The 24545-nt window shown below is 54.1% G+C and carries 27 protein-coding genes and 3 tRNA genes; 6 read left to right on the plus strand and 24 right to left on the minus strand.

The features are described from left to right. Positions 1–73 precede the first annotated feature (73 nt). The 15 genes from OR573_14300 to OR573_14370 all read right to left on the minus strand — a co-directional run bounded on the left by OR573_14300 (position 74) and on the right by OR573_14370 (position 9884). Positions 74–370 (minus strand): hypothetical protein, encoded by a 297-nt coding sequence (locus tag OR573_14300; protein XGA79645.1) that lies wholly within the window; start codon positions 368–370, stop codon positions 74–76. Between the two features lie 417 nt (positions 371–787). Then, on the minus strand, positions 788–1222 hold the full coding sequence (locus OR573_14305; protein XGA79646.1) for a hypothetical protein: 435 nt from the start codon (positions 1220–1222) through the stop codon (positions 788–790). A gap of 10 nt (positions 1223–1232) precedes the next feature. Continuing rightward, positions 1233–2624, minus strand: a complete 1392-nt coding sequence (locus OR573_14310; GenBank protein XGA79647.1) for a hypothetical protein — start codon at positions 2622–2624, stop codon at positions 1233–1235. A gap of 15 nt (positions 2625–2639) precedes the next feature. Beyond that, complete coding sequence (locus OR573_14315) at positions 2640–2993, minus strand: hypothetical protein (GenBank protein XGA79648.1); 354 nt, start codon at positions 2991–2993, stop codon at positions 2640–2642. A gap of 278 nt (positions 2994–3271) precedes the next feature. Further along, positions 3272–3919, minus strand: coding sequence for a pentapeptide repeat-containing protein (locus tag OR573_14320; GenBank protein ID XGA79649.1), 648 nt, complete (start codon positions 3917–3919; stop codon positions 3272–3274). 201 nt (positions 3920–4120) lie between these two features. After that, complete coding sequence (locus OR573_14325) at positions 4121–4414, minus strand: HigA family addiction module antitoxin (protein ID XGA79650.1); 294 nt, start codon at positions 4412–4414, stop codon at positions 4121–4123. Positions 4415–5140: 726 nt separating this feature from the next. Then, positions 5141–5440 (minus strand): CcdB family protein, encoded by a 300-nt coding sequence (locus tag OR573_14330; protein ID XGA79651.1) that lies wholly within the window; start codon positions 5438–5440, stop codon positions 5141–5143. Then, entirely contained in the window at positions 5440–5685 is a 246-nt protein-coding gene (locus tag OR573_14335; GenBank protein XGA79652.1) for a type II toxin-antitoxin system CcdA family antitoxin, read from the minus strand. The genes OR573_14330 and OR573_14335 overlap by 1 nt, the downstream gene beginning before the upstream one ends. A gap of 531 nt (positions 5686–6216) precedes the next feature. Continuing rightward, positions 6217–6426, minus strand: a complete 210-nt coding sequence (locus tag OR573_14340) for a BrnA antitoxin family protein (GenBank protein ID XGA79653.1) — start codon at positions 6424–6426, stop codon at positions 6217–6219. Next, on the minus strand, positions 6419–6670 hold the full coding sequence (locus OR573_14345; protein ID XGA79654.1) for a BrnT family toxin: 252 nt from the start codon (positions 6668–6670) through the stop codon (positions 6419–6421). Before OR573_14345 ends, OR573_14340 begins: the two co-directional genes overlap by 8 nt. Positions 6671–6716: 46 nt before the next feature. Further along, the gene (locus OR573_14350) at positions 6717–7004 is read right to left on the minus strand and encodes a HigA family addiction module antitoxin (protein XGA81759.1); all 288 of its coding nucleotides are present in this window, start codon (positions 7002–7004) and stop codon (positions 6717–6719) included. Between the two features lie 10 nt (positions 7005–7014). Then, entirely contained in the window at positions 7015–7293 is a 279-nt protein-coding gene (locus tag OR573_14355) for a type II toxin-antitoxin system RelE/ParE family toxin (GenBank protein ID XGA79655.1), read from the minus strand. 354 nt (positions 7294–7647) lie between these two features. Beyond that, entirely contained in the window at positions 7648–7830 is a 183-nt protein-coding gene (locus OR573_14360; GenBank protein ID XGA79656.1) for a HigA family addiction module antitoxin, read from the minus strand. Positions 7831–7916: 86 nt separating this feature from the next. Next, a complete protein-coding gene (locus tag OR573_14365; GenBank protein ID XGA81760.1) occupies positions 7917–8303 on the minus strand; it encodes a GNAT family N-acetyltransferase in 387 nt (128 codons plus the stop codon). A gap of 129 nt (positions 8304–8432) precedes the next feature. Further along, on the minus strand, positions 8433–9884 hold the full coding sequence (locus tag OR573_14370) for an NAD-dependent succinate-semialdehyde dehydrogenase (protein XGA79657.1): 1452 nt from the start codon (positions 9882–9884) through the stop codon (positions 8433–8435). A gap of 237 nt (positions 9885–10121) precedes the next feature. Here OR573_14370 and OR573_14375 point away from each other — a divergent pair, with 237 nt between their 5' ends. From OR573_14375 to OR573_14390, 4 genes are all read left to right on the plus strand, one after another. Further along, the gene (locus tag OR573_14375; GenBank protein XGA79658.1) at positions 10122–11555 is read left to right on the plus strand and encodes a PLP-dependent aminotransferase family protein; all 1434 of its coding nucleotides are present in this window, start codon (positions 10122–10124) and stop codon (positions 11553–11555) included. A 384-nt stretch (positions 11556–11939) separates the two neighbouring features. Then, complete coding sequence (gene dctP, locus OR573_14380) at positions 11940–12959, plus strand: TRAP transporter substrate-binding protein DctP (GenBank protein ID XGA79659.1); 1020 nt, start codon at positions 11940–11942, stop codon at positions 12957–12959. Then, a complete protein-coding gene (locus OR573_14385; protein XGA79660.1) occupies positions 12952–13494 on the plus strand; it encodes a TRAP transporter small permease subunit in 543 nt (180 codons plus the stop codon). The genes dctP and OR573_14385 overlap by 8 nt, the downstream gene beginning before the upstream one ends. Positions 13495–13565: 71 nt before the next feature. After that, positions 13566–14885 carry a TRAP transporter large permease subunit gene (locus OR573_14390; protein ID XGA79661.1) on the plus strand — a complete coding sequence of 440 codons (1320 nt, stop codon included), beginning with the start codon at positions 13566–13568 and terminating at the stop codon, positions 14883–14885. A 120-nt stretch (positions 14886–15005) separates the two neighbouring features. Here OR573_14390 and OR573_14395 read toward each other — a convergent pair whose 3' ends face one another. The 9 genes from OR573_14395 to OR573_14435 form a co-directional block, all read right to left on the minus strand. After that, the gene (locus tag OR573_14395; GenBank protein ID XGA81761.1) at positions 15006–16646 is read right to left on the minus strand and encodes an electron transfer flavoprotein-ubiquinone oxidoreductase; all 1641 of its coding nucleotides are present in this window, start codon (positions 16644–16646) and stop codon (positions 15006–15008) included. Positions 16647–16849: 203 nt separating this feature from the next. Continuing rightward, positions 16850–18025 carry a hypothetical protein gene (locus OR573_14400; GenBank protein ID XGA79662.1) on the minus strand — a complete coding sequence of 392 codons (1176 nt, stop codon included), beginning with the start codon at positions 18023–18025 and terminating at the stop codon, positions 16850–16852. 247 nt (positions 18026–18272) lie between these two features. Continuing rightward, positions 18273–18348: transfer RNA gene (locus OR573_14405), tRNA-Thr, on the minus strand. 59 nt (positions 18349–18407) lie between these two features. Beyond that, positions 18408–18482: transfer RNA gene (locus tag OR573_14410), tRNA-Gln, on the minus strand. Between the two features lie 6 nt (positions 18483–18488). Beyond that, positions 18489–18564 (minus strand) — tRNA-Phe (locus tag OR573_14415). Between the two features lie 113 nt (positions 18565–18677). Beyond that, entirely contained in the window at positions 18678–18953 is a 276-nt protein-coding gene (locus tag OR573_14420; protein XGA79663.1) for an oxidative damage protection protein, read from the minus strand. A 47-nt stretch (positions 18954–19000) separates the two neighbouring features. Then, positions 19001–20128 (minus strand): A/G-specific adenine glycosylase, encoded by a 1128-nt coding sequence (gene mutY / locus OR573_14425; GenBank protein ID XGA79664.1) that lies wholly within the window; start codon positions 20126–20128, stop codon positions 19001–19003. Between the two features lie 32 nt (positions 20129–20160). Beyond that, entirely contained in the window at positions 20161–22488 is a 2328-nt protein-coding gene (locus OR573_14430) for an AsmA family protein (protein ID XGA79665.1), read from the minus strand. 93 nt (positions 22489–22581) lie between these two features. Then, entirely contained in the window at positions 22582–23064 is a 483-nt protein-coding gene (locus OR573_14435; GenBank protein ID XGA79666.1) for an acetyl-CoA sensor PanZ family protein, read from the minus strand. Positions 23065–23282: 218 nt separating this feature from the next. On the opposite strand from OR573_14435, the gene hisB reads away from it, so the two are divergent. Further along, the gene (gene hisB, locus OR573_14440; GenBank protein ID XGA79667.1) at positions 23283–23876 is read left to right on the plus strand and encodes an imidazoleglycerol-phosphate dehydratase HisB; all 594 of its coding nucleotides are present in this window, start codon (positions 23283–23285) and stop codon (positions 23874–23876) included. 10 nt (positions 23877–23886) lie between these two features. After that, positions 23887–24528 carry an imidazole glycerol phosphate synthase subunit HisH gene (gene hisH / locus OR573_14445; GenBank protein XGA79668.1) on the plus strand — a complete coding sequence of 214 codons (642 nt, stop codon included), beginning with the start codon at positions 23887–23889 and terminating at the stop codon, positions 24526–24528. Positions 24529–24545 lie beyond the last annotated feature (17 nt).

Consider the following 24545-nt stretch of genomic DNA (forward strand, 5'->3'; position numbering starts at 1 on the left):
GATTTTTTAGTCAGTTCTGAGATAACGCAAAGGTTGTTCGGTACCACGAAGCGGTATCCGAACTAACCGATTGTTATACGGCCACAAGACCAGCCCATAGGTGCATGGAGGCATGCCGCTGTGTCTCTGACTGGCCGGCGCGTACAAACACCTCATGCATAACACCTTCCGCTACACCCAATGCCCAAGCCGCGCGCTCGGCATCAAGCTGATCGTAAGCGGAAGTATCCGCTAGATCCTCAACGCGTACCCCAGGAAGCTCAAGAGTCTGGTGCGAACTCTGGAAGTGCATTAGCTTGTTGCGCAACTCACGCAACACTTTGAATTCGCTCCAGATATGATCACCATGCTCCGATCCAGCGTGAGGCAAGAGTGGAATCCACTCCGTAACCTTCCTCGCCAAAGACTTCCTCTTGTTGAGATCTTGTGCAACGCGACTGCCGGAATCTCCTAGCTTTCCTTCGCTAACGAGGACTCTGAAAAAGCAATTCAGAAACGACTCGACCAGTGTGACGCAGAGGAAAATGACTGTCGCGGCGTCTTGGCGAGCAAGAGAAGGGTCATCCTCTTGCTCAGCATGAGCCACTGCACGACGTACCGCAAACGAGTAGTTCCACACCATCTTGTTAGGTGACAAGAGTACCTTTTCCACTATGAGATTCCCATGGTCATGTAACGCTGAGCACAGCGGCGACCTTGGAATGGCGACGAATGAGCCATGGAAAAGGCGTCCGGCGGCCATCGGCCGCGTACTGCTGCGATTTGTTATAGATTCTCAACGCCTACCCTACGGTCGATAATGAAGTTGAGGGTTCGTTTTCAGATCGTTCTCCGCATTGTCGGCCAGCCCCTCAATCAGGGATTTTCGAAAATCAGCCACGAAGTCATTAGCGATATCATCGACCACAGCTTGATATGTGGCCGCAGTAACCTGCTTACCGTTGGCGTCAAAACCAGCAACGTACACAGTCGATTGATCTGTCCAATATTTAATCTCAACAGTCTCTCCAGAGGGCATCGTTACTGACTTAAAAACAACTTGATTGATACTCAAAATTATCTCCTTACATATATCTATAACGATTGCAGCAGGGGCGCGACGTAAGGAGCGTCCCTTGCCTGCACTGGTTAAATCATTTTCGACGTCGACTCTTCCGCCTCGCGTTCTTCTGCTTTTTTCTTGTCTTTTTCCGCTTATTCTCTTTTTGGTGTTTTGCACCATGATCGGTGCTTTATTTTTCTACAGGGTATTGATAATGCCTTCTTCTTTCCTCTTTAACATTGCCTTCTTTGAAGAGCCCAAGCTTTTCACGCATATCCTGAGCTTCTGCATAGTCATCTTCAGACCAACTAGCAGTATCAATGTAGATCATATCTTCACTGCCCCCATTGGAACCGAGAGGATCGGTAGCAACTCCTACAATGATCCTTCTTTCAGGTTTTAGGAGCTTTGCAGACTGACAGTAAGCGAGTAATAATCCGGCTCTAAATTCTCGATATTTTTGGTAGGACTCAAAATTTTCTGACACAGGTACTACCAACCAAACGTACATAGTCTCAGGGTTGGTGGGTGACAGTAGGAGACGAACGCCCCTCTGGCCTGCTTTTATTGACTTTAGCTTTTCATATATTGCTTCCGCAAGTACTCTACGGCCGACCCTTGATTCGGAAGCAAATTCCCGAATGCCTAGCGTGACTGAGTCAAAGTCCTCAGCGTTGCTAAAGTGCCAAGTTTTGTCTCGAGCGTGGTTTCCAAAGTGTTCAACAAATCGATCAATAAAATAGGAAGAAGCATCGAGCTCCTTGCCTTTTCTGTATTGCGGTAAAGATCTTATGTTTTCGTAGATGCCCTCTTGCACAACAATAAGGTCGACATCGTCAGTATAGAATCCAGGATCACGATCCTTATTTGACTCAGACAGGTAATATCCAAGAAGATCTTCCTCACCAGCTGACATCCCTAGACATCCAGATGAAATCAATCTCTCTTTATCAGAGAGATAAGTGGTGAAATCGTGGACGGTATCAAGCTCTCGCATTAAGGTATCGAGAGCCACATCGTCAAGCACGTGGACAAAGCCTTTCTCAGGATTGACCGACCCTATTTGGAAGGGGGTTTTCTCCATTTGCTTTCCGACTATTCCGGGGTTCAGCAGCAGTGAGCCAGAGCCCGAGGTATGTTTTCGGAACCTCTCTGTAGCGTTTCTTGCGACCAATACTCGATGAATTATTATTTTGCTATTTGGAGGAAATGCGATAGGAAATGGATGAGTACATTTACGATCTAGGAATATTCGATCAGGGCGCTCGCGAATAAACTTTTCGGCGCCGAAAACTTGTGGAGCTGATTTTAATACCGCTTTTCTTACCCATCGCCCCCAATCTACATCCAAGTCTCCAGTATCTTTAAACGAAATATCCTTGTCGGAAAAGATAATCACGTGCTCTCTAAATACTACCAGAAGGTCACATAGCTCTTTTCCATCGCCACTCTCAGTTTTCTTTCCTTCATCTGTATATAGATTCGCAAAACACCAAGGACTAAGAAATGTGTTTCTACCTAGCAAAGCAAGGTATCGCTCTGATGCGGTCACTCCCTGTGCTTTTACCTCATCGTTGCTCATGACCATCCTTCAGATTTAACAGTGATTGGACTGCGCGTACTGATATTGGATGAACACCGTTGCGCGTTTAACAGTATTATCCGACGCACCAAATTTCTTCCAACCCATTGATTTTAAATGCGCATAAACATATCCCCGCCACATATCCAGAACTCGCGCGCATGCGTAATTTGCCCGATTCAATAACGCTGGGAAGCTCACCAAGCTGAAGGGGGCTGGATCGTCGTTATCAGTCTGTGCAGGATTGATCGCGACACTGGCTGGCAATGTCGCCACCTGGGCGACTAGGCTGCCAACGTAGTGATAAGCCAGCCTGGATATACCGGGCTGGCGGAGTGATGTTTGTGTGATTGTCGCGTCTTGCGTCATTAGGTGCTCTTCCTTGGCTTCTTTGAATTCACATTATCAGCTAATGCAGCATGTTTCTATAGGTTACGTTTAGTAATCTGTGATACTGGGGATAGTACTTTTGTCGCTATCGTCAAAGGCGTTGAGCTGGGCTTGCTGGCCGATAACCCCTACTCGCCTGCGGCGAGTTGGTGGCTCCGGCAGAAAAGGGCAAAAATAAAAGGGGTCAGATCCAAATTAAATAAGATCAAAGTGTAAGGATGACGAAAGCCGATCATTTAATTTGGATCTGCCCCCTTTTATTCACGAACTCCACAAGACTCAATTGAATTCTGGATAAATGCATTGTTGCTATATTTTTCTCTCCACTTTTTCTCTTGATCCTTGGTTAACCCCCGCTCTATACCGGATATGTGGCCTGGAAGTTCAGTGTTATTGCAGACAATTGCCAGTGAAATTTGCGCGCTTACAATATTCTTTGCGCCTCTCAGGTCTACCCCATTAAAATACGCACCACTCAAATTGGCACCTGCCATATCGACGTCATCGAACGTAGTGGCGGTGAATTCTGCATTTGACAAGTTGGCCCCTATAAGCTCGACGCTTCTTAAACTTGAGTCGTGAAAATCTGCTTCTCTGAAGTCCGCATTAGACAGGTCGACGTTGTAAATTGTCAGACTTGTGAGATCCATTCCAATTAGGTCTTGCTGTGCATTTATCAAGTCCTCTAGGGCCATACCAGCAGCAGTGGAACTGCGAAAATGCGCAAGTGCTAGGACTTCATGAGCTTGATATACCACCAGACGCTTGGCTATTTCTCTCTGCTCGTTCCGCTCAGGAATATCAATAGCCCAAGAAATCACAGCTATCAATATCCCAAACTTTGCCAATGAATCCAAAGTTCTTATCAGCCAGTGCTTTTCGAGCCATATGGCTAGTTTGCGCATGTTTTCACCTTCCGCGCTTAACGCCGCAACTCACCGGCGGCAAAAAGCAGAGCGAGGAACGAGTGGCGCTTTTTGCCGTCCGAGTGCATTTGCCTTGTTATACCTGTTTATGAGGCTGGACTTTCCGGAATGACGGGTTGAGGCTCTCGGGAATGCCAGGGCTGGGGGGGTTGCGTAGGTGCGTCGGTCAACGGCTGCTGGTTAAGCTGCATCAAAATCCAGAGGGTGAATTTCATCAAGATTAACCGTATTTCGGGCTAACCAAAGGTCGTACATATCCTGCATCGCCAACCAGCTCTCAGGTGTGCGCCCGAGCACCTTGGATAGCCGCAAAGACATTTCCGGGCTGATACCACTATCCCCTTTTAGAAGCCGAGACAGCGTAGAGGGCGAAACCTTCAGGTTAGACGCAAGCTGACGGGAACTGATGTCAAAAGGCTTCAGGTAAACTTCCCGAATGAATTCGCCAGGATGCGGCGGTTTGTGCATAGTCATTAGTGATAATTCTGATAGTTAAGATGCCTGATGTGCTGCAGGTTAAGTAGAAACGTTTGCGCTTTTTGTGGCAGGCATTTATGGCGGAATGCTTTGATCTGAGTTTACATTAGCATATTGCGCACCACGCAACAAAATAGCTGAATGCCGAGGTACAGGGTCAAGTGGGTGGCTTGCTGCGCGAAGCCACCCTACGTTTGTGGCCCACCGTCCCGTCATTCCCGCATGCTTTTAGCGGGAATCCATTGTGACCTACCTTAGGGTTGGGTGGCTTCGGCTGAAAAGGTCAAGGTGGATTCCCGATTACCCCATTCGGGAATGACGGTGAGGGGGGTGCTTACGGGTATGGCGGCAACCCCGCTCGCCTGCGGCGAGTGGGTGGCTTGCTGCGCGAAGCCACCCTACGTTTGTGGCCCACCGTCCCGTCATTCCCGCATGCTTTTAGCGGGAATCCATTGTGGCTTTTGGGTTGGGTGGCTTCGGCAGAAAAGGTCATTTAATCCAGAAGCCTTCGCGGTGCATCTCTTTTTGCTGGAGTCGTTATGGCCTTGATGCTGATACGCTCAGTCACGAGGCTTTTCGCACAAGCTGCTGCGTATGGTTGTGCGGCCGAGCGCTAATTTTTGTTCTGACCATTATGAAGTGCGATTCGTATGTTTTTCCTTGTGTGCTTTACGCCTAGCTCACCGGTAGATTGGGCGTTTGGGCAATAAGACTTATCTTGCGTCAAAAGCCTAAAAACAGCATATCCAACGCCGCGGAGATGTCATCTTGGTGGTCTGCAAGATTACCAACGCAGGAGCGTAATTCGCCCGCGGGCACAGCAGCCATGAATTGAGTGGCCATTACTAGCGCCTGACCCTCGATGCTAAATACAGGATTCAGCCGCTGGGCAGGAGATGGTGCGGAGGATTTGGGTAACAGTGGCACAACAACACGGGTGTTCAAGCCACTGAGGATATCTGACTGAATATCCAGCAGATAACCAGACCCGCCCTCATTTTCGAAGATGTCGAAACGAGCCATCAGAACTGACGGTGCCGTACGAGGGGCAAGCCGTTAGCGTCAACGTATGCGTTAGAGCTTGCCAGGGCGCTCGCATTTTCTGTCAGCCATTTCTCTTGCTTGTGCAGCTTCACAGCCTCCCAGATCCCCTTCTCTGCAGAGCGAGAGATATTGACGCCCAGCGCTTTTGCCTCTTTGAGAAGCGCGCTATCTATCGATAGATTCGTCGGCCTACGGGCAGTTTTGGTAGCTTCAGTAGCATGCATGGTTCAATCCTCGTACGGAACGTTAATCTAACTATATGCGCATAGTTTTTGCGCATCAAGACTGTGTCAAGGCAGCTTTGTTCCTACGTATCTTGGTGCAAAGGCCTTATCGTTGCCTGCCGCCGAGTTACCCCGCTCGCCTGCGGCAAGTTGCTGGCTTGCTTCGCGAAGCCACCCTACGTTTGTGGCCCACTACCCCGTCATTCCCGCATGCTTTTAGCGGGAATCCATTTTGACCTTAGGGTTGGGTGGCTTCGGCTGAAAAGGTCAAGGTGGATTCCCGATTACCCCATTCGGGAATGACGGTGCTGGGGGAGGTTCGGGAATGGCGGTGCTGTGGGGAGGTTCAGGAATGCAGATGCTGGGGGGAAAGTTCAGGAATGACGGGGTGGGGCTCGGAAATATCCGCTACGTGTACCATCCCTATTCCAACTCTGCTTGATATAACGCTTGGCTCTACGGCAAGCCAGCATGGAGACCGTTTTTTGTCCAGAGCGTTGAACAGTTCGACATAAGCTGCTTGCTAACTGTTCACTGCCACTCGATTTTCAGATCCTTGTGTGATTGAGCGCAATCACGCAGGTATAGGTTTATAAGGCTTTGATACGGAAGTCTCTTTTCCTCAGCAAGATCCTTAAAGTAGGCAACGGTGTCTTCATCCAACCGGATCGTAACTTGCTTCTTGAGCTTCTTGGCATATGGATTCTTGACGGATTCGGAAAAGTCGTAGTGATCACGCATGTCTGTACCCTTCATAAGTATTTTGTTCTCGCTTATTGGCCTTACGGGCGGAGATAATTCGAATAATCTCACCGTCCCTAACGCAGTGACACACCACCAGTAAGCGAGAATGAATGCTTGTACCGAGGAGAATGAACCGATTCTCCTCTTCAGAATGATCTGGGTCAGCTATAAGACGGGTAACAAAAGGGGTCAGATCCAAATTAAATAGGATCAAAGTGTAATGATGACGAAAGCCGTTCATTTAATTTGGATCTGACCCCCTTTTACTTTTATTAGTTATGCGTTCTTCAAGCGGCGACCAGCTTCTTGACCTTGAGCTCTTTACGATGCTGCTCGGCATGCCAGAGCTCATACTGAGACTGCTGATTCAGCCAACTCTCTGCCGACGTATCGAATGCAATTGACAGACGAACAGCCATTTCGGGGCTAATTCCAGCCTTGCCGTTCAACACAGCACTCAGCGTTTTTCGACTGACTCCCAACGCTTCGGCAGTCGCAGTAACAGAGAGCCCCATAGGCTCCAGACAAAGCTCACGCAACACTTCACCAGGATGAGGGGGATTGTGCATTAACATCGGCAATACCTCAGTGATAATCTTCATAGTTGACTATCTCGGCGTCTCCGTCCTCGAACCGGAAGGTCACGCGCCAGTTACCACTGACCGTTACCGACCATATTCCAGCGCGACTCCCTGAGAGTTCGTGCAGCCGCAGACCTGGTAAGTCCATATCTTGTACGTCTGTTGCTGCATTCAGCCTACCGAGAATCAATCGAAGCCTGTTCGCATGAGTGGCCTGTATCCCTGCGGTGCTGCCCGAGTTGAAAAACCTGGACAAGCCCTTGTGCTTGAAGCTTCGAATCATGATGTAATCGTAACCTGTTACGTATCGGGTTTCAATAATGCATGGCGCTGCGCTCAGTCGCGAGGCTTTTCCACATTAGCGGCAGCATCTGGTTGTGCGGCTAAACGCTGGCTTTTGTTGTAAACAAACTCTGGATCAAGATCTCTACCCCTGCATCCCACTCTATGGTATCGAATGAAACGCGAACTCGGTTGAATGCCTTGCACTCCTTGAGGCGCTAAAAAATGCCAAAGTCCGGGTATGGCTGCATATCCAGTACACCTCTCTCTCCGTTATCAAAGTCAATTGAAAGAAGATAATCCCCGGTTGGAGTGACATTTTTCACAGATGGATACATATTTTCACCCTTGATACTTATGCTGCATCGAAGTTTAGGGGGTGAATTTCATCAAGATTGACAGTATTACGGGCTAACCAAAGGTCGTACATATCCTGCATCGCCAACCAGCTCTCAGGAGTGCGCCCGAGCACCTTGGATAGCCGCAGAGACATTTCCGGGCTGACACCACTATCCCCTTTTAGAAGACGAGGCAGCATAGAATAAAAGGGGTCAGATCCAAATTAAATAGGATCAAAGTGTAAGGATAGCGAAAGCCGATCATTTAATTTGGATCTGACCCCTTTTATCCCAACCATTTGTACATGACCAAAGCATCAAGATACCCTTTGGACGGATGACAAAATGCCTTGGGTAACCGGCCCACGGTAGCGAAGCCAAGCTTGTTCCAAAGCCTTACCGCACCTTCATTGCTAGATGCGACGAAATTGAACTGCATGGCCTTATACCCAAGTTTTCCAGCGATTTCTTGTGAGTGCTCACACATTGATGTGGCCAAGCCTCGCCCGCTGGCGGCGGATGAAACCATATAGCCACAATTGCAGACGTGGTCACCCGGACCCGCCTGATTGGTTTTTATGTAATACGTACCCAGGATCTGCCCTTCTTCTTCAACGACGTAGGTCTTTCTCGGGCTATCTATCCAAATCTTTTGTGCCTGCTCCTTGCTGATGTCTAAATAAAAGGGGTCAGATCCAAATTAAATGATCGGCTTTCGTCATCCTTACCCCTTAGGGATTCTATTTAATTTGGATCTGACCCCTTTTATTCTTTTATTCCCGCTACCATCAGGCCGTGTGGTTTACAGCCCGCCGACGCAGACGTATTTCAGCTCGGTGAATTCTTCCAGGCCGTGGTGGGAGCCTTCGCGGCCGAGGCCGGATTCTTTCACACCGCCAAAGGGCGCAAGCTCTGTGGAGATAATGCCTTCGTTGACCCCGACCATACCGTATTCCAGGGCTTCCATGGTGTGCCAGATGCGCCGGTAATCGCTGGCGTAGAAATAGGCGGCCAGACCAAAGGGCGTGTCGTTGGCCATGGCGATGGCGTCTTCATCCTTGGTGAAGCGGAACACCGGCGCCAGCGGGCCAAAGGTTTCTTCCGTGGCGACCAGCATATCCGGGGTAACATCCGCCAGCACCGTGGGGGCAAAGAAGCGCTCGCCGGCCGCATGGGGCTTGCCGCCGCAGATCAGGCGGGCGCCTTGGTTCACGGCATCATCCACATGGCGCTGCACCTTATCAATCGCCGCCTGGTTGATCAGCGGGCCAATGGTGGTGCCGTCTTCCAGGCCATTGCCTACCTGCAGCGCTTCTACCCGTTCTGCCAGCTTGGCAACAAAACGGTCGTAGATGCCGTCCTGAACCAGAAAGCGGTTGGTGCAGACACAGGTTTGCCCGGCGTTGCGGTATTTCGATGCCAGGGCACCGCTGACTGCCGCATCAATATCGGCATCATCAAAGACAATAAAGGGCGCATTGCCGCCGAGTTCCATGGCGGTTTTCTTGACGGTGCTTGCGCACTGGGCCATCAGGTGCTTGCCCACAGGGGTCGAACCGGTGAAGGACACCTTGCGCACCCGCGCATCGCTGGTCAGCACATCCCCCACGGCCGCCGGCGTTTTGGCGGTCACTACATTGATGGTACCCGCGGGCAGGCCTGCTTCCAGCGCCAGGTAGGCCGCGGCCAGGGCCGTCAGCGGCGTGGCTTCGGCGGGCTTGATCACTACCGTGCATCCCGCCGCCAGGGCGGGGGCGCATTTGCGGGTGATCATGGCCAGCGGGAAGTTCCACGGGGTGATGGCGGCGACCACACCGACCGGCTCACGCAGCACCAGTAGGCGCTTGTCGGCGGCGTGGGTGGGCAGGGTTTCACCGGCCATGCGCTTGGCTTCTTCGGCAAAAAACTCGATAAAGGAGGCGCCGTAAGTTACCTCGCCGCGTGATTCCACCAGCGGCTTGCCCTGCTCCAGGGTCATCAGGCGGGCCAGGTCGTCGGCATGCTCCATGATCAGCGTGAACCAGCGGTGCAGCAGCGCATGGCGCTGTTTGGCAGGCGTCTTGCGCCAGGCGTTGCCCGCTTCATACGCCGCCGCGACCGCATCGCGGGCATCGTCTGCGCCCATGTCCGCCACCTGGGCGATGATCTCACCGGTAGCCGGGTTGTCGACGTCAAAGGTGGTGCCGGTGTGGCGCCATTCGCTGCCTACCAGACCGGGCACATCGGCTTGCAGCCACTGATCAATAAAGCCCATGAATATCTCCTGTTATCTGTTTATTTTTAATAACTTGTGTAATAGCAGCCATCAGTGCGGGTCAGGAATGCGACCCTGATGGACAGCCTTGTGTGGCATAGACGCTAGCACCTTCGGCGGCAAAGGCGAATGCACCACTTTGCCGTTCAACCAGACCACTTTAGGGATTTGGCGACAAGCAGATTACAATGACTGCCGAGCGGTGCATTCCACACTGTGAAACGAAGGCGCACGTATATGGCTCCCACGCCTTTAAAGGCCAGCATTCAGCGGCTCACCGAGCATTACCGGCAGCAGTCGCCGCACCTGAGCAAGCAGGTGCGCATAGAGCAGACCCTGCGCCACGCGGCGACCCAGCTATGGCCAGCGGGAACGCGCCTGCCGCCCCACCGCCAGCTTGCCGAGGCTTTCGGGGTTGCCCGGCATACTCTGGCAAGGGCGGTGGCCAGCCTGATCAACGACGGCTTGCTGGCCACCGCCCATGGTCGCGGCACCTGGACCCGTCAGCCCGCTGAGCCCGTTCAGCTGCCGCCGATCAATACCCAGCTTTCCCGGCGCGCCAAGCGGGTGCTGGCAGGGCCAGGGGCGAGTCTCGTCCAGACCGGCTCCTTTATGCCGGGGGTGCCGGATATCGCCCAGTTCCCGATGCGTAAATGGCGCGAGCTGTACGCCAGCGTGACGGTGCCCCAGAACACCTTGCTGCTGACCTACTCCACCGGCGGCTACGGCCCGCTGAAGCGGGCGATTCGCGATTTTCTGCTGCGCTGGCGCCAGCTTGACTGCGATACCGATCAGATCATCATCACCGACGGCGCCCATAACGGCTTGCAGCTGTGCGCCATGGCGCTGACCGACCCAGGCGACCGGGTGGCGATTGAATCCCCCAGCTATTGGGGCGCGCGCAAGATTTTCAGCGCCTTTGACCTGGAGCTGGACATGCTGCCCTGGTGGCCAGGCCAGGGCCACAGCCTGCCGGAACACCCCCTGCCAACACAACTTGCCTACCTGATGGGCGGGCACCATTACCCGCTCAGCGTGCCCACGCAGCTGGACGAGAAACGCAGGCTTTGCCAAGCGCTCAACCCGGCCTATGTGATTGAGGATGACTACGAGTTCGGCGAGGAAACCCATAACAACCTGCTGTACACCGCGCGCTCAGAGCGCCATATCCTGGTGGGGTCTTTTTCCAAAATCATGTTTCCCGGGCTGCGCCTGGGGTATCTGGTGGTGCCCAAGCATCTCGCCCCTTCCATCAACCGCCTGCGCAGCGAGCTGTTCCGCGAAGGCCGCATGCTCGATCAGGCGGTACTGGCACGCTTTATGTTTGATGGCCATCTGGATCATTGGTGTCAGCGCATCCACCGGGAATACCTAGGCCGCCAGCAGGTGGTACACGATATTCTGGGCAGCCTGCCCCAGGTGAAGCATATCTCTCCCCCCAGCCATGCCATCAGCCTGTGCGTGGAGTTCGAGGATGGCGTTAATGATGTTGCCCTGGTGGATGCGCTGATGAAGGAACAGCTGGTAATGCGCCCGCTGAGCATTGCCTGCACGCCTGCCGATCAACGTTCCGGGTTGATCATGGGCGTGGGCATGCTCTCGGGAGAAACCCTGCTGCATGAAGTGAAACGCCTGAAAAGCACGCTTTTAAAATTACTTAAAAATATATAGATATTATATTAAAGAATAAATATAGTTAACCTTAATTCACTTATTGCCGACATAATGCTTTTTATCCAGGTTTTCATACCGCATCTTTCCAGCAACTGAATAACGTTATCCACTGCTTTTTTCCCGGCTTTGCTTGCCTTGGCCCAATACGCCAACTGCCTGTTTTAACGTTAAATAAACTACCTTAGGGAACGACTAAACCTAACTGGCAGGCTAACTTACTGTTTAGCAAGCTAACTTATATAGTGTTGACATTAGACGATTTTATAGAAATTCTTATGGAATGATCACTTTCTGTGTGATTAACTCAATAGGCAGCTTGATGGCTTGGCTAACTAGCCGTCTTCTAACTATAACGTCCAACTGCATCATCAAAGAGGTCCTATGAAACTCTCAACATTCGTCAAAAGTGCTCTGGCAACATCCATCGCCGCCTCCGTCGTGGCTAGCCAGTTCGCCTATTCAGATACCGTGCGCCTGCGCATGCACACCTTCTATGGCACTGAAGTTGATCAGATGGCCGAAGACCTGCAGGAGCGCGTTGAGGAAGCCAGTGATGGCTCCATCCGCATTCAGTTCTTCCATGGTGGTGAGCTGGTGGATAGCGACCAGTTTGTTGATTCTGTGGCGCGCGGCACGCTTGATCTGGCCCATGGGGTAGGCAGCTACTGGCCCGGCACGGTTGAAATCGGCACCATTGAAGGCGGCCTGCCAGGTGCCTGGGTTGATGTTGAAGAAGCCCGCGATATCTTCGCTAATCAGGGCCTCGAAGAGCTGGTGTCTGAAGCCTATGCCGAGCAGGGTGTTGAAGTGATCGGCCGCGGCTTTGGCAGTGATTACGGCCTCTTGACTCGCGAGCCGGTCGAGAGCCTGGAAGACCTCAAGGACATGCGCATCCGCGCCACCAGCTCCATTGCTACCGTGCTGGACAAGTTTGATATCCCGACCACCTTCCTGCCCGGTGAGGAACTCTACGTTGGCCTTTCAACCGGCGTAATTGATGGCGCTGTCTACGGTGGCCCGGTCGAATACGAACAGCTCAAGCTGCAGGAAGTTGCTGAGCACTACACCGATATCAACCTGCTCAACCCAGGCTGGACCGAAATCGCCTTCGTTAATCCACGTACATGGGAAAGCATGAGTGAAGAGCAGCAGCAGATTCTGACCGAGGCCATTGACCAGTACCTGCTGGATGTACATAACTGGCTGGAAGAAGGCAACCAGAGGATTATCGATGAAGGAACGCTGTTCGAGTTTGCCACCCTGCCGGAAGAAGATTCCCGCCGCCTGGCCGAAGCCGCCCTGCCGATCTGGGAAGAGGAAGCCGAGCGCTCTGAGCGTAATGCCAAAGCGATTGAAATCCTGATCAACAACGCCAAAGAGCAAGGACGGCTGAGTGAGTAAGGTCACCCGCTATCTACGTTTTCAGGATGGCCTTTCCGACTGGGTCGGAAGAGTTATCTCATGGCTGACGTTAGGTATCATCGGTGTCCTGCTATATGAGGTCGTCGCCCGCTATATATTCAATGCCCCCACGGTGTGGGGGTACGAGCTGGCCACCATGTTCTTCGGTGCGCTCAGTGTACTGGCGGGAAGCTATACCTTGCGTCATCAAAGCCATGTTCGCAGCGACGTCATCTATCGCCTGCTGCCACCCCGAGGGCAGGCGTTCTGTGATGTCATCGTGTTTGCCCTGGGGATAATGGTACTGGCAGTGGTATTCGACATGGCCGTGGATTTTGCCTATCGCGCCTGGGAAATCGGCGAATACTCCAACCGTAGCAGTTGGCGTCCGCCCCTGTGGCCGATCAAGGCGACCATCCCGCTAGCCGTGGGTCTGTTGATCCTGCAGTGCCTGGCTGAATTTGTGCGTGCCGTGCTCAAGCTGTTTAACGTGCCCTTCGAAGATCCGCGCAAGGATCCGGAAGAAAGCACCTGACGCTGTCACGCCACCCTCAACCACCATCTTCCGGCATGCTGGCTTAGGCGTGTCGCGTAAAGGGTTTTCTTATGGCTAGCCTAGATCCCCTCGTAATCACCGGCATCATGTTCTTTTCCATGATTGTGCTGATGGCCATGGGCGCGCCGCTGGCGTGGGCCCTGATGATTTCAGGCATGAGCAGTGCCTATATGATGTTTGGCCCTGGCGGCCTGGATCTGCTGCTCTCCTCGGCCTACAGCGCCATGGATAACTTCCTGCTGGTGTCGCTCCCTCTGTTCATCTTCATGGGTCTGGTGCTTGAACGCTCGGGCATCACCGATGATCTGTTTGAAATGATCCACCGCCTGATGGGCAGCATCCCCGGCGGGCTGGGTGTGGGTACCGTACTGATCTGTGCGCTGATTGCGGCCATGGCCGGGGTATCCGGTGCGGCTACCGTCAGCCTCGGCATCATAGCGCTACCTGCCATGCTCAAGCGGGGTTACCACAAGCGGTTGGTAACGGGCACCATCATGGCAGGTGGCGCTCTGGGCTTTCTGATTCCGCCCAGCGTGCTGATGATTGTCTATGCCTTTCTGGCCCGTGAATCCGTCGGCAAGCTGTTTGCTGCGGGCCTGATGCCCGGCCTGATGCTGGCCGGTATCTATATGATCTACATCCTGATTCGCTGCCGCCTGAACCCGGCGTTAGGGCCAGCGGCCCCGAAAGAGGAACGTTTTACCACCCAGGAAAAGCTCGCCTCACTGCGGCATATTATTGCCCCTGGCCTGCTGGTGGTTACCGTGCTGGGCTGTATTATCGGCGGGGTCACCTCACCGTCTGAAGCCTCAGCGGTAGGCGCTGGTGGCGCCATGTTGATTGCAGCCCTGCGCGGCAGGCTTAACTGGAACCTGCTGCGCTATGTGATGCTTAGCACCACCAAGATCACCGGTATGCTGCTGTGGATTGCCATAGCGGCGGTCTTCTTCAGCCGCATCTATATGGGCCTTGGGGCCGGTATGGTGATTGAGGATATGATTCAGGCTTTCTCGCTCTCACCCTATGTGGTGATCATCTTCATGCTGGTCAGCTTTTTCGCCCTCGGCATGTTCCTGGATGACTTTGCAATCCTGTTCATTACCGTACCGCTGTATATTCCCATCGTCCGTGACCTTGGCTTTGATACCACCTGGTTTGCCGTGCTGTTCATCATCAGCATGCAGTCGGCCTACCTCACACCGCCCTTCGGGTATAACCTCTTCTATATGCGCTCGGTGGCGCCCAAATCAATCACCATTGTGGATATCTACCGCTCGGCATTGCCCTATGTGGCGCTGCAGATTTTTGGGCTGGCATTGATTGTCATCTTCCCGGAAATCGCCCTGTGGCTGCCCGGCCTGCTGTTCTGAAGAAGAGCATTGTTTGATCTGGTATCAAAAAAGCCCCTCATTGAGGGGCTTTTTGCTGCCTGTTCGGCCGGCATTTTTGCTACTACCTATTGGAACCGTTCTTACATATTGGGCCCGTTCTTACATATTAGGATAGTTGGGCCCGCCGCCGCCTTCCGGGGCCACCCAGGTAATGTTCTGGGCCGGGTCCTTGATATCACAGGTTTTGCAGTGCACGCAGTTCTGGAAGTTGATCTGGAAACGCGGGTTGCCAGCGTCGTCTTCCACCACTTCGTAGACCCCTGCCGGGCAGTAGCGCTGGGCGGGCTCGGCGTAGGTGGGCAGGTTATCGCGAATCGGCAGTTCCGGGTCGCTTAACTGCAGGTGGCAGGGTTGGTCTTCCTCGTGGTTGGTGTTGGACAGAAACACCGAGGTCGACTTGTCAAATGACAGCTTGCCGTCCGGCTTGGGATAGTCGATTTTCTCGAACTCCGCCGCTGGCTTCAGCGCACCGTGGTCGGTGGTGGTGTCGTGCAGGTTGGGCAGCTTGTTGCCCAGCAGCTGGTTGGCAAAGTTATAGGCACCTCCTGCCACCGTGCCGTATTTGTGAATGGCCGGGCCAAAGCTGGCGCTGGCCTTGAGTTCTTCATAAGCCCAGCTGGCTTCCCACTTCTCGGTGAAGGTGGTCAGGTCCTGGCCGCCTTCATCGCCCGCCTGAAGGGCTTCAAAGACGCTTTCCGCCGCCACCAGGCCGGATTTCATCGCCGTGTGCAGGCCCTTGATCTTGGCAAAGTTCAGGGTGCCCGCATCGCAGCCAATCAGCAGGCCACCTGCAAAGGTCATTTTCGGCAGGCAGTTCAGGCCACCCTTGGTCAGCGCCCGGGCGCCGTAGGCCACCCGTTTGCCGCCCTCAAGGTGCTGGCTGAGTACCGGGTGGTGCTTCATGCGCTGGAACTCGTCAAACGGCGAGAGCCAGGGGTTCTGGTAGGACAGGTCCATAATCAGCCCGACCACCACCTGCTGGTTTTCCGCGTGGTAGAGGAACCAGCCACCGTGGGTGTTTTTATCCAGCGGCCAGCCGGAGCCGTGTAGCACCAGACCCGGTTCGTGCTGCTCGGCGGGCACGTCCCACAGCTCTTTCAGGCCGATGCCGTAATGCTGGGGGTCGCGGTCGGCATCCAGGGAAAACTCGCTGATCAAGCGCTTGCCCAGATGTCCGCGGGCGCCTTCGGCAAACAGGGTATATTTGGCGCGCAGCTCCATGCCCGGCATATGGCCTTCCTTGGGCTGACCATCGGCGCCCACGCCCATATCGCCGATCAGGATACCGCGCACACTGCCATCTTCAATGATCACATCCTGGGCAGCGAAGCCGGGGAAGATTTCCACCCCCAGCTGCTCAGCCTGCTCGCCCAGCCAGCGGCACAAGTTACCGGCGCTGATCACGTAGCGGGCCATATCGCCCCCGGTGTTATGCATGCTCTTGGGCACCAGGGCGTTGGGGATCTGCTGGCTTTTCTCGGCATCCTTGAGCAGGTAGACCTCATCGCGGATAGCGGGGGTGGTCAAGGGCGCGCCGCGCTCTTCCCAGTCAGGGAACAGTTCAGCCAGGGCGCGCGGTTCGAACACCGCGCCGGAGAGAATGTGCGCGCCGACTTCGGAGCCTTTTTCGACCACGCAGACGGTCAGCTCCTGCTCGGCGGCATTGGCCTGCTGCATCAGGCGGCAGGCGGCGGAAAGCCCGGACGGCCCGGCGCCGACAATCACGACGTCAAACTCCATCACATCGCGTTCGATCTCATCACTCTCTACGGCATTGTTATCCACAGTGTTTCTCCTGCTCGTTGCTTGTTTGTTCTAGCCAATCGCTATAGCCACTAAAATATATAAATTATTTAAAAATGTCTACAATAATGCCCATGCAGGCTTGAAGGGTAGTGAATGGCCAAGGATCATCACGAACGGGGTCAAGGTAAAGCAAGCATTTAACAGCTTGTTGTCGGTGGCCAGGCTTGGGCGTTGACTCGGGCCTGATACCAGAGATTCATGCCTGCGTCTTCCACAGCGTACTCTCCTCGCGTGGATTTCCATATAAGAGAGGGTGTTCGCTTCCTCATGGATTCCAAAGCCGTCTGCACTTTCTGAGGAGTAATGTTCTCAATACCAGTCACTTCTCGATAAAAATGCAATGCTTCGCTGTCGTAAGGGCGAAAACGGCCGCCGTTTTCCAGTAAACGCCACAGGATGGCTTGATGAAGAGGTTGAAGCCCAAGATAGAGGCTTTCCATATCGGCACGATCGGTTTCCTGCTGCTCCTTAGCCGTCTCAAGCACTGCTTGTTCAAAGCGCCCTTCAATGTCAGCCATCGGACTTAAAGCAGTGCCTAAAGCAGACATGAAAAACTGAGGGCGATGCCCAAAAGCCACAAAAGCCTCTATTAATATACCTGTGTGCACAGGAGAAAGTTCGGGTAGCTGGTCTTCAATAATATCCACCAGGTGTTCAACAAAGTCCGCTCCCAGCAAGGGCATACTCCTGATTTGAGAACCATAGAACGGAGCCGAATGAGAATTCACCAAACGCAGAAGTTTATCCCGGTCAGAGCCGGACATTATTAACATGAGGCGAATATCATCGGGTGTATTGAGCTGATCCCTGGCGGATTTCAGTGCCACCATCAATGCTGACCCTGCATCACTCGTAAGGGCCTGCTGGGCTTCATCGATAATCAATGCGACAGGTTTTTCCGCAGCCTCACCAAGAAAACGCAAAGCATCAGGCAACGTCGCCAGAGCATGATCAGAGGCGTTGTTTTCCACATCGATGGCGAGCCAGCTGCCAAGAGCAAGAGAGGTGACGCCCATACGCGCTGCAAGCTGTTGTAACCGAGATTGGTAATGATGCATGGCATCAGTGACAGCCATGGCAATCAGGTCAGCGGGATCCCTGCGTTGATCTGCCCACAAATCCACATAGACGACCAATATATCCTGATCTTCCAGAGCGGGTTTTAGATCGCTTTTCAGAAAGGTGGTCTTCCCAGTACGCCTGGGTGCAGCCAGGAACATTCCATTATGTTCATCACCAAAGAGACTCTTACCACGTAAGGCACTGATCATCTCAAAGGCTAAGTCTCGGCGTGAGTAGTGACGTAAATGCATTTTATGGCCTTTATATGCTAAAAATCATAATTTATGCTTTCATAGAAAATAATCCATAAACACAACTGACACAATCTTTGCCTGCGTATATTGAACTCTTTGGCCTGTTATCGCTCAAGTGTGCAAAAGCATACTGTCAAATCCGCTCAGGACGCGTCTCTCTGACTTTATAGACACATACAAAAAAGCCGCCCCAGGGGACGGCTTTTTCAGAATCTGTGACGCTTTGATTTTTGCCAGTTTTAAATGGTGCCGACACCAGGAGTCGAACCCGGGACCTACTGATTACAAGTCAGTTGCTCTACCAACTGAGCTATGTCGGCTTATCAAGCGCTTTTTAAAATTACCGTGAGACTCACGATAATAGAAAACAGGTTAGCAATGGCTGGGGTACCAGGATTCGAACCTGGGAATGCCGCTACCAAAAAGCGGTGCCTTACCACTTGGCGATACCCCAGCAGTGTGGTGGCCAGAGACGGAATCGAACCGCCGACACGGGGATTTTCAATCCCCTGCTCTACCAACTGAGCTATCTGGCCGCTGCCAACGGTGCGTATTAAACTAAAACTTCCAGGTTTCGTCAACACCTTTGTGAAACTTTCTTTTCGCCCGCCAGATGTTTGTTGTCTTACAGAACTGGCTAGCCAAACCGCTATGCCTGGCTGGGCGGCACATACCCTTCGGCCTGGTCAGTTTTCTGGTTGTCGAAAAAGCGCTGCATCTGGGTCATCAGGTAAGCACGTGAATCCGGGTCGAGCATGTTGAGGTGTTTTTCATTGATCAGACGCGTCTGCAGGGCCTGCCATTCTTCCCAGGCTTTTTTGGATACCGTGGCCTGAATCTCCTGGCCCTGTTTACCCGGCAGAGGAGGAAACGGCAATGCCTCAAGCTCTTGCTGGTATTTGCGGCAGAAAACAGTGTTGCTCATAGTTACTCCTGAAGGTGTCTTTAAATGGCTTTTAGTGACTGGCCAGCCTACGCGTAGCCAGGCAGGTTCGCCAGTTGAAAGGGTTCTCTCTGCGCCTTCGTTTGCGCCAGCAGCTTTTTGACCGGCGCGGCCAGCCCCAGCGCCGGTGGGTCGGCAAGGTCATACCAGAGACCCTTTTCGCGCACACCGTTGAGCGTCTGGCACGCGACTGGCTGGGGGGTGATCTCCAGGCGGAAGTGGCTGAAGGTATGCACAAAAGCGGGCTGTGCCGCCTGCGGCCGGGCTTCCTTGACGTGGGTTGCCAGCCAGTCGTTCAGGGCGTCCTGGCTATCGAACTGAGGCAGGCTCCATAACCCACCCCATAAACCGCTGGGGGGCCGTTGCTCCAACCAGATGCGACCTTGGGCATCTTCCAGAATCAGCATCAGGGTTTGGCGAGTGGGCAGCGTTTTTTTGGGTTTGGATTGCGGGTAGCCTTGCACATTGCCTTCCGCCAACGCCAGGCAGACATCATTGAAGGGGCACTGCGAACAGGCGGGCTGGCTGCGCTTACACAGGGTCGCGCCAAAATCCATCATCGCCTGGGTGTAATCCGCCACACGCTCTTCCGGGGTGTAAACCTCGGCCAGTGCCCACAGCTTGCGTTCCACCGCAGGCTTTCCAGGCCAGCCACTTATGGCATGCAGCCGGGTCAGCGAGCGTTTGACATTGCCGTCAAGGATCACCGCCCGCTTGCCAGTGCTCTGGGCAATAATGGCCCCCGCGGTTGAACGGCCAATCCCCGGCAATGCCATAAGTGCCTCCAGGCTGTCCACCGGCAGTTGGGCATTATGGTCAGCCGCTACTTGCTGCGCCGCCTTGTGCAGGTTGCGCGCCCGGGCGTAATAGCCAAGCCCTGTCCATAAGTGCAGTACATCGTCCTGGGGGGCTTCTGCCAGCGACTGAAGGGTCGGGAAACGCGCCATAAAGCGTTCGAAGTAATCAATCACAGTGGCGACCTGAGTTTGCTGGAGCATGATCTCCGACACCCAGACCCGATACGCTGTGCGCGGCGACTGCCAGGGCAGGTCGTGGCGCCCAAACTGGTCAAACCACGTCAACAGTCGGCGCTGAAACTCGTCAGGCGCAAGCCTTGGCGTGGGTGTATCCGTCAACTTGGTCGCGCCCTGCGTCATTGATCATCTCCGTACCTGTCAGCCAGACGGGTTCATTCAAACAGTTTGCGTAAGCCATCACGCAGCTTCTGGGTCGTGCCTTCCCCCAGGTTTTCATCGAGCTGCTCAAGAGAGCCTTCCAGCTGCTGCTCTACTTCTTCACCTACCTGATTTTCCAGCTCATCGCGTAGCAAGTCCGTCAGATTCTGTTTGAAGGTCTCACGGTCAAAGCGGCACCATTCGCTGCGCTCATCGCTCACCTGGCCTTCACACATCACCGGTAATGCCAGGGATTCAAGACGAGGATTCACTTCACAGGCGGCATCGGCGGTATTCACCAGGCGCACGGTAGCACGGGTATCAAAACGCTGGGAACCCAGATCGAACTGCCCTTCACCACTTAGATCAATGCCCGGCAGGGTAACCAGCAGGTCATCGCTGGACACTACGCCATTGTTAATCACCAAACGGGCATCTGCCCGTTCAAAGCGTGAATCATCCGCCCAGTCGCGGCTGGTCTCCTCCCCCTCAAGAGCGGCCACCAGGGTGCAGATTTCACGTGATACATTGACATCCAGAATCGCGCCATTGGCCAGTGAAGTAGTCAGCTCGCCGTTCAGGTTGCGAACCAGTTCGCCGTAGGCATTGCCACGGCTAGTGAGGTTGCCATCCACTTCCAACTGGCCGCGCAAGGGTGCGCTTTCATTACCCAATGCTTCCAGCAGTGCCGCCACATCCACCTGTTCCACCTGCGGCGTCAATGACCAGCCCATATCAGACTCGCGGCTGTCCAGCTCACCGCTGGCACTCAGCTGCCCACTATAGAAGCCTGCCTCCAGGCCTTGAAGCTGGTGAAGGCCCTCTTCACCTACCAGGCGCATCTTCGGTTCTTCAAAGGTGAGGCCCATCCATTCAAAGCGGCCTAGCTGTAAGGCACCGTCGATATCCAGGGTACTGAGCCACGCCTGGGGCAGCAGTGCTGGCTCTTGTGCGTACGCCTGACGTAGCAGACCACCGCTTGCGGGCCGAGCAGCGACAGAGGCCGGTAGATAGCGGTCAAGGTCAAGCGTATCGCCCTGTAGATCAAACTCCAGCCGGGTACCGTCAAAGGCAGCGGAAAGCTCCCCGGTGAAGGTGGTGTCATCAACGACCAGCGACAGGCTGGTCAACGCCAGCTGCGACAGATCACCTTCCAGAGGACTGGTCAATGCGACGTCACGCAGCGCGCTTTCAAATTCGGTATCCATTTCAGTGCCGATGCGTTCAAGCCAGGCCCGCAGGTTGAAGGGCGAGGCCGTCACCTGACCTTGATATCGGGGGCTTTCCAGCAGTTGTTCAACATTGAGATGACCACGCATCCGCAGGCCATCCGGGCCGGTTAGCTCCCACTTCTTGAAAGTCGCCGTTTGCGCTTCCCAGTCACTGGTGAGGCCAAAGTTCAGTGCCATGGTAAGCCCAGCATCCCAATGTTCGGCATTGCGCAGCGTTGCTTCTAACACGCCTTGCTCAACAGCCAGACGTTTCTCTGCCAGCCAAGTTTCAATTAATGGCGCAGACAGGTTCAGCTGCTGGATTTCTCCTTCAGGCACGAAGCGGTTGCGGGTGGTGAGGTTGACGTTTTCCAGGCTGAATTGCTGCTCTGCCAATGCCAGCTTGATGCGCGTATCCAGGTTAACTTCACTTTGTGCATTGGGCGTACGCTCCAATGCCTCGGCATCCAGGCTGTCGTGACGGTCAACGGTAAACATGGCCTTCATGGGGAAAGATGACACCGGATTGACGTTACTGCCGGAGACGTTCAGTTTGTAAACATGCCAGGATTGGCCTGCCTGAGCATCGCGATAATGAATGTCACCTTCTTTGACTTCAACGCTGGCAATATTGAGCACCACGGCGAGATTACCGGCATCCGCATGCGGCCCGGCACTGGCCGGCGCCAGCACGGTTTCGGCTTTTCCACTGCCTTCGGATAGACGCTCAAGCAGGGAATTCCAGTTGCCTTCACCTTCTTCATCACGCTCAAGTTTCAGACGCAAGCCGTTGATGGTCAAACCATCCACAGCAATATCACCGCGCAGCAAGAGGCCAAACGCCACACTGACTTCGGCGCTGGAGACCGCTGCAAAAGGGTCGTTGTCTTCATCCTGCTCTGGCAGCCAGGCACGCGCTTTCTCGACCCGCATGCCAATGCGCGGATAGAAAGACCAGGTTAATGGCCCCTCCAGCGCCAGGTTCAGGCCGGTCTGTTCTTCCACCACGGCGGTAAGCCGCGGTTTGAAATCTTCCGGGTCTAGAAACGTAGTGACATAAACCACAGCGGCCACGGCCACCACGGCCAGAATCCCTACCGCAGCAAGTAAGATACGAAGTAGCTGTTTCATTACCCTGTTCCCTTCTGGGTTTGATCAAGAGCGATCGTTATCGCTCCAGTGCTAAAACTCATAGTGTTAAAAAACCAACCCAAGCCGTTGTGACTATTGACGGGATGATGCCAGGGAAAGCTCGACATAATCGATGCCAGCGGGCACTCCAGGCGCCTTGGCCGAGGCATCCACCTGCCGATAACCCAGCTTGGAAACCAGCATGCGGTCAGCCATCGGTAATGTGGTTGTTTCAATGCGTAAAATGCTATTCTGGCGCATTGACCACTCAGCCAATAGTGCCATCAGTCGTGAGCCGACCCCGCGCCGACGCGTTGTCTTGCGAACGCACAGATCCGAAAGCCACCAGGCACCGTCCGGCCCTTTTACCATGGCCACCGCTCCCAGCAGGCGGTCATTGAAGTGCGCGCAGCCAAAGCAGTGTTGCGCGTTCAGGTGTTGATCAATAAAGGATTCAACCGTTTCAGCAGGCATCCTTTCCTGCGGTGCGTCATGATAGATGCGCACCAAGTCCAATTGGGTCTGAGAATCGGCTTCCCATTTGGCTTGATCAACGATCTGTAGTGTCACCGGCATGCTGGAGTTCCTCTTGGCCTGGGCAATCTTGCTGCTTTTATTGTGGCAATCGTGAGTGCTGGTTATCACACGCATTGTAGCGGATGGGCAGGCCGATTCACTATAATAGCGGCTTTGCCTTTGGCTCTACCCGATTTATCCGCTGGTTGCCGCTTTATATCGAACGCTACAGGGAACGGCGGCTAGCACCCAACATGCGCCTCGGCGCAGGAGAAGTTATGTCAGCGCGTACTGCCACGGTCAGCCGTGACACCAAGGAAACCCAGATCAAGGTCACCATCAATCTGGATGGCGAAGGGCAACTGAACTGTGAAACCGGCATCCCGTTTCTAGACCATATGCTGGATCAGGTCGCCCGTCACGGTATGATCGACATGGAGATCAATGCCAAGGGCGACCTGCACATTGATGACCACCATACAATGGAAGATCTTGGCATTACCCTGGGCCAGGCCTTCCATGAGGCGATTGGCGACAAGCGTGGCATTTACCGTTACGGCCATGCCTATGTACCGCTGGATGAGGCCCTTTCACGGGTAGTGGTCGATTTCTCCGGCCGCCCTGGGCTTTATATGAATGCCGATTTCACCCGGGATACGATTGGCCGATTGGACACTCAGCTGTTCTCAGAGTTCTTCCAGGGGTTTGTCAATCACGCCCGCGTGACCCTGCACATCGATAATCTCAAAGGGTTTAACGCCCATCATCAGGCAGAAACCATTTTCAAGGCCTTTGGCCGCGCCCTGCGGATGGCCGTGTCCGAAGATCCGCGTATGGCGGGTCAGATGCCGTCCACCAAAGGGTGTTTATAAGGAGCGTTTTATGACAATTGCCGTCATCGATTACGGGATGGGCAACCTGCACTCCGTGGCCAAGGCGCTGGAGCACGTCACCCATGAAAACGTCGTGATCACCCGTGATCCCCGGCGCATTCTCGGCGCCACCCGCCTGGTACTGCCAGGGCAAGGCGCCATTCGTGATTGTGTGGGTGAGCTTGAACGCACCGAACTGCGCGGGCTGGTGGAAGATATCCTGACGCGCCAGGCCAAGCCGCTGCTGGGCATCTGCGTTGGCCAGCAGATGCTGCTGGAGCACAGCGAAGAGAATGGCGGCATTGGCTGCCTGGGCGTTTTCAAAGGCAACGTGCGCCGCTTTCCGGCCAATATGCGCGATGATCACGATCAGCGCCTGAAAGTGCCCCACATGGGCTGGAACCTGGTTGAGCAGCATCATGAACATCCACTGTGGGCGGGTATCGACAATCAGGAACACTTCTATTTCGTCCACAGCTTCTATGTAGACGCCAGCAACGACGCCGAAGTGTTTGGCACCACTCAATACGGCAAGGCGACGGCTCACGTGGCGATTGGCCGTGAATCGACCTTTGCGGTGCAGTTCCACCCGGAAAAAAGCTCCCGTGCAGGCCTGCGCCTGCTGGAAAATTTTGTTACCTGGACACCCTGAACGCCTCCTGACGGCGC

The organism is Halomonas sp. CH40 (genome assembly GCA_041875495.1).
Lineage (GTDB): Bacteria > Pseudomonadota > Gammaproteobacteria > Pseudomonadales > Halomonadaceae > Vreelandella.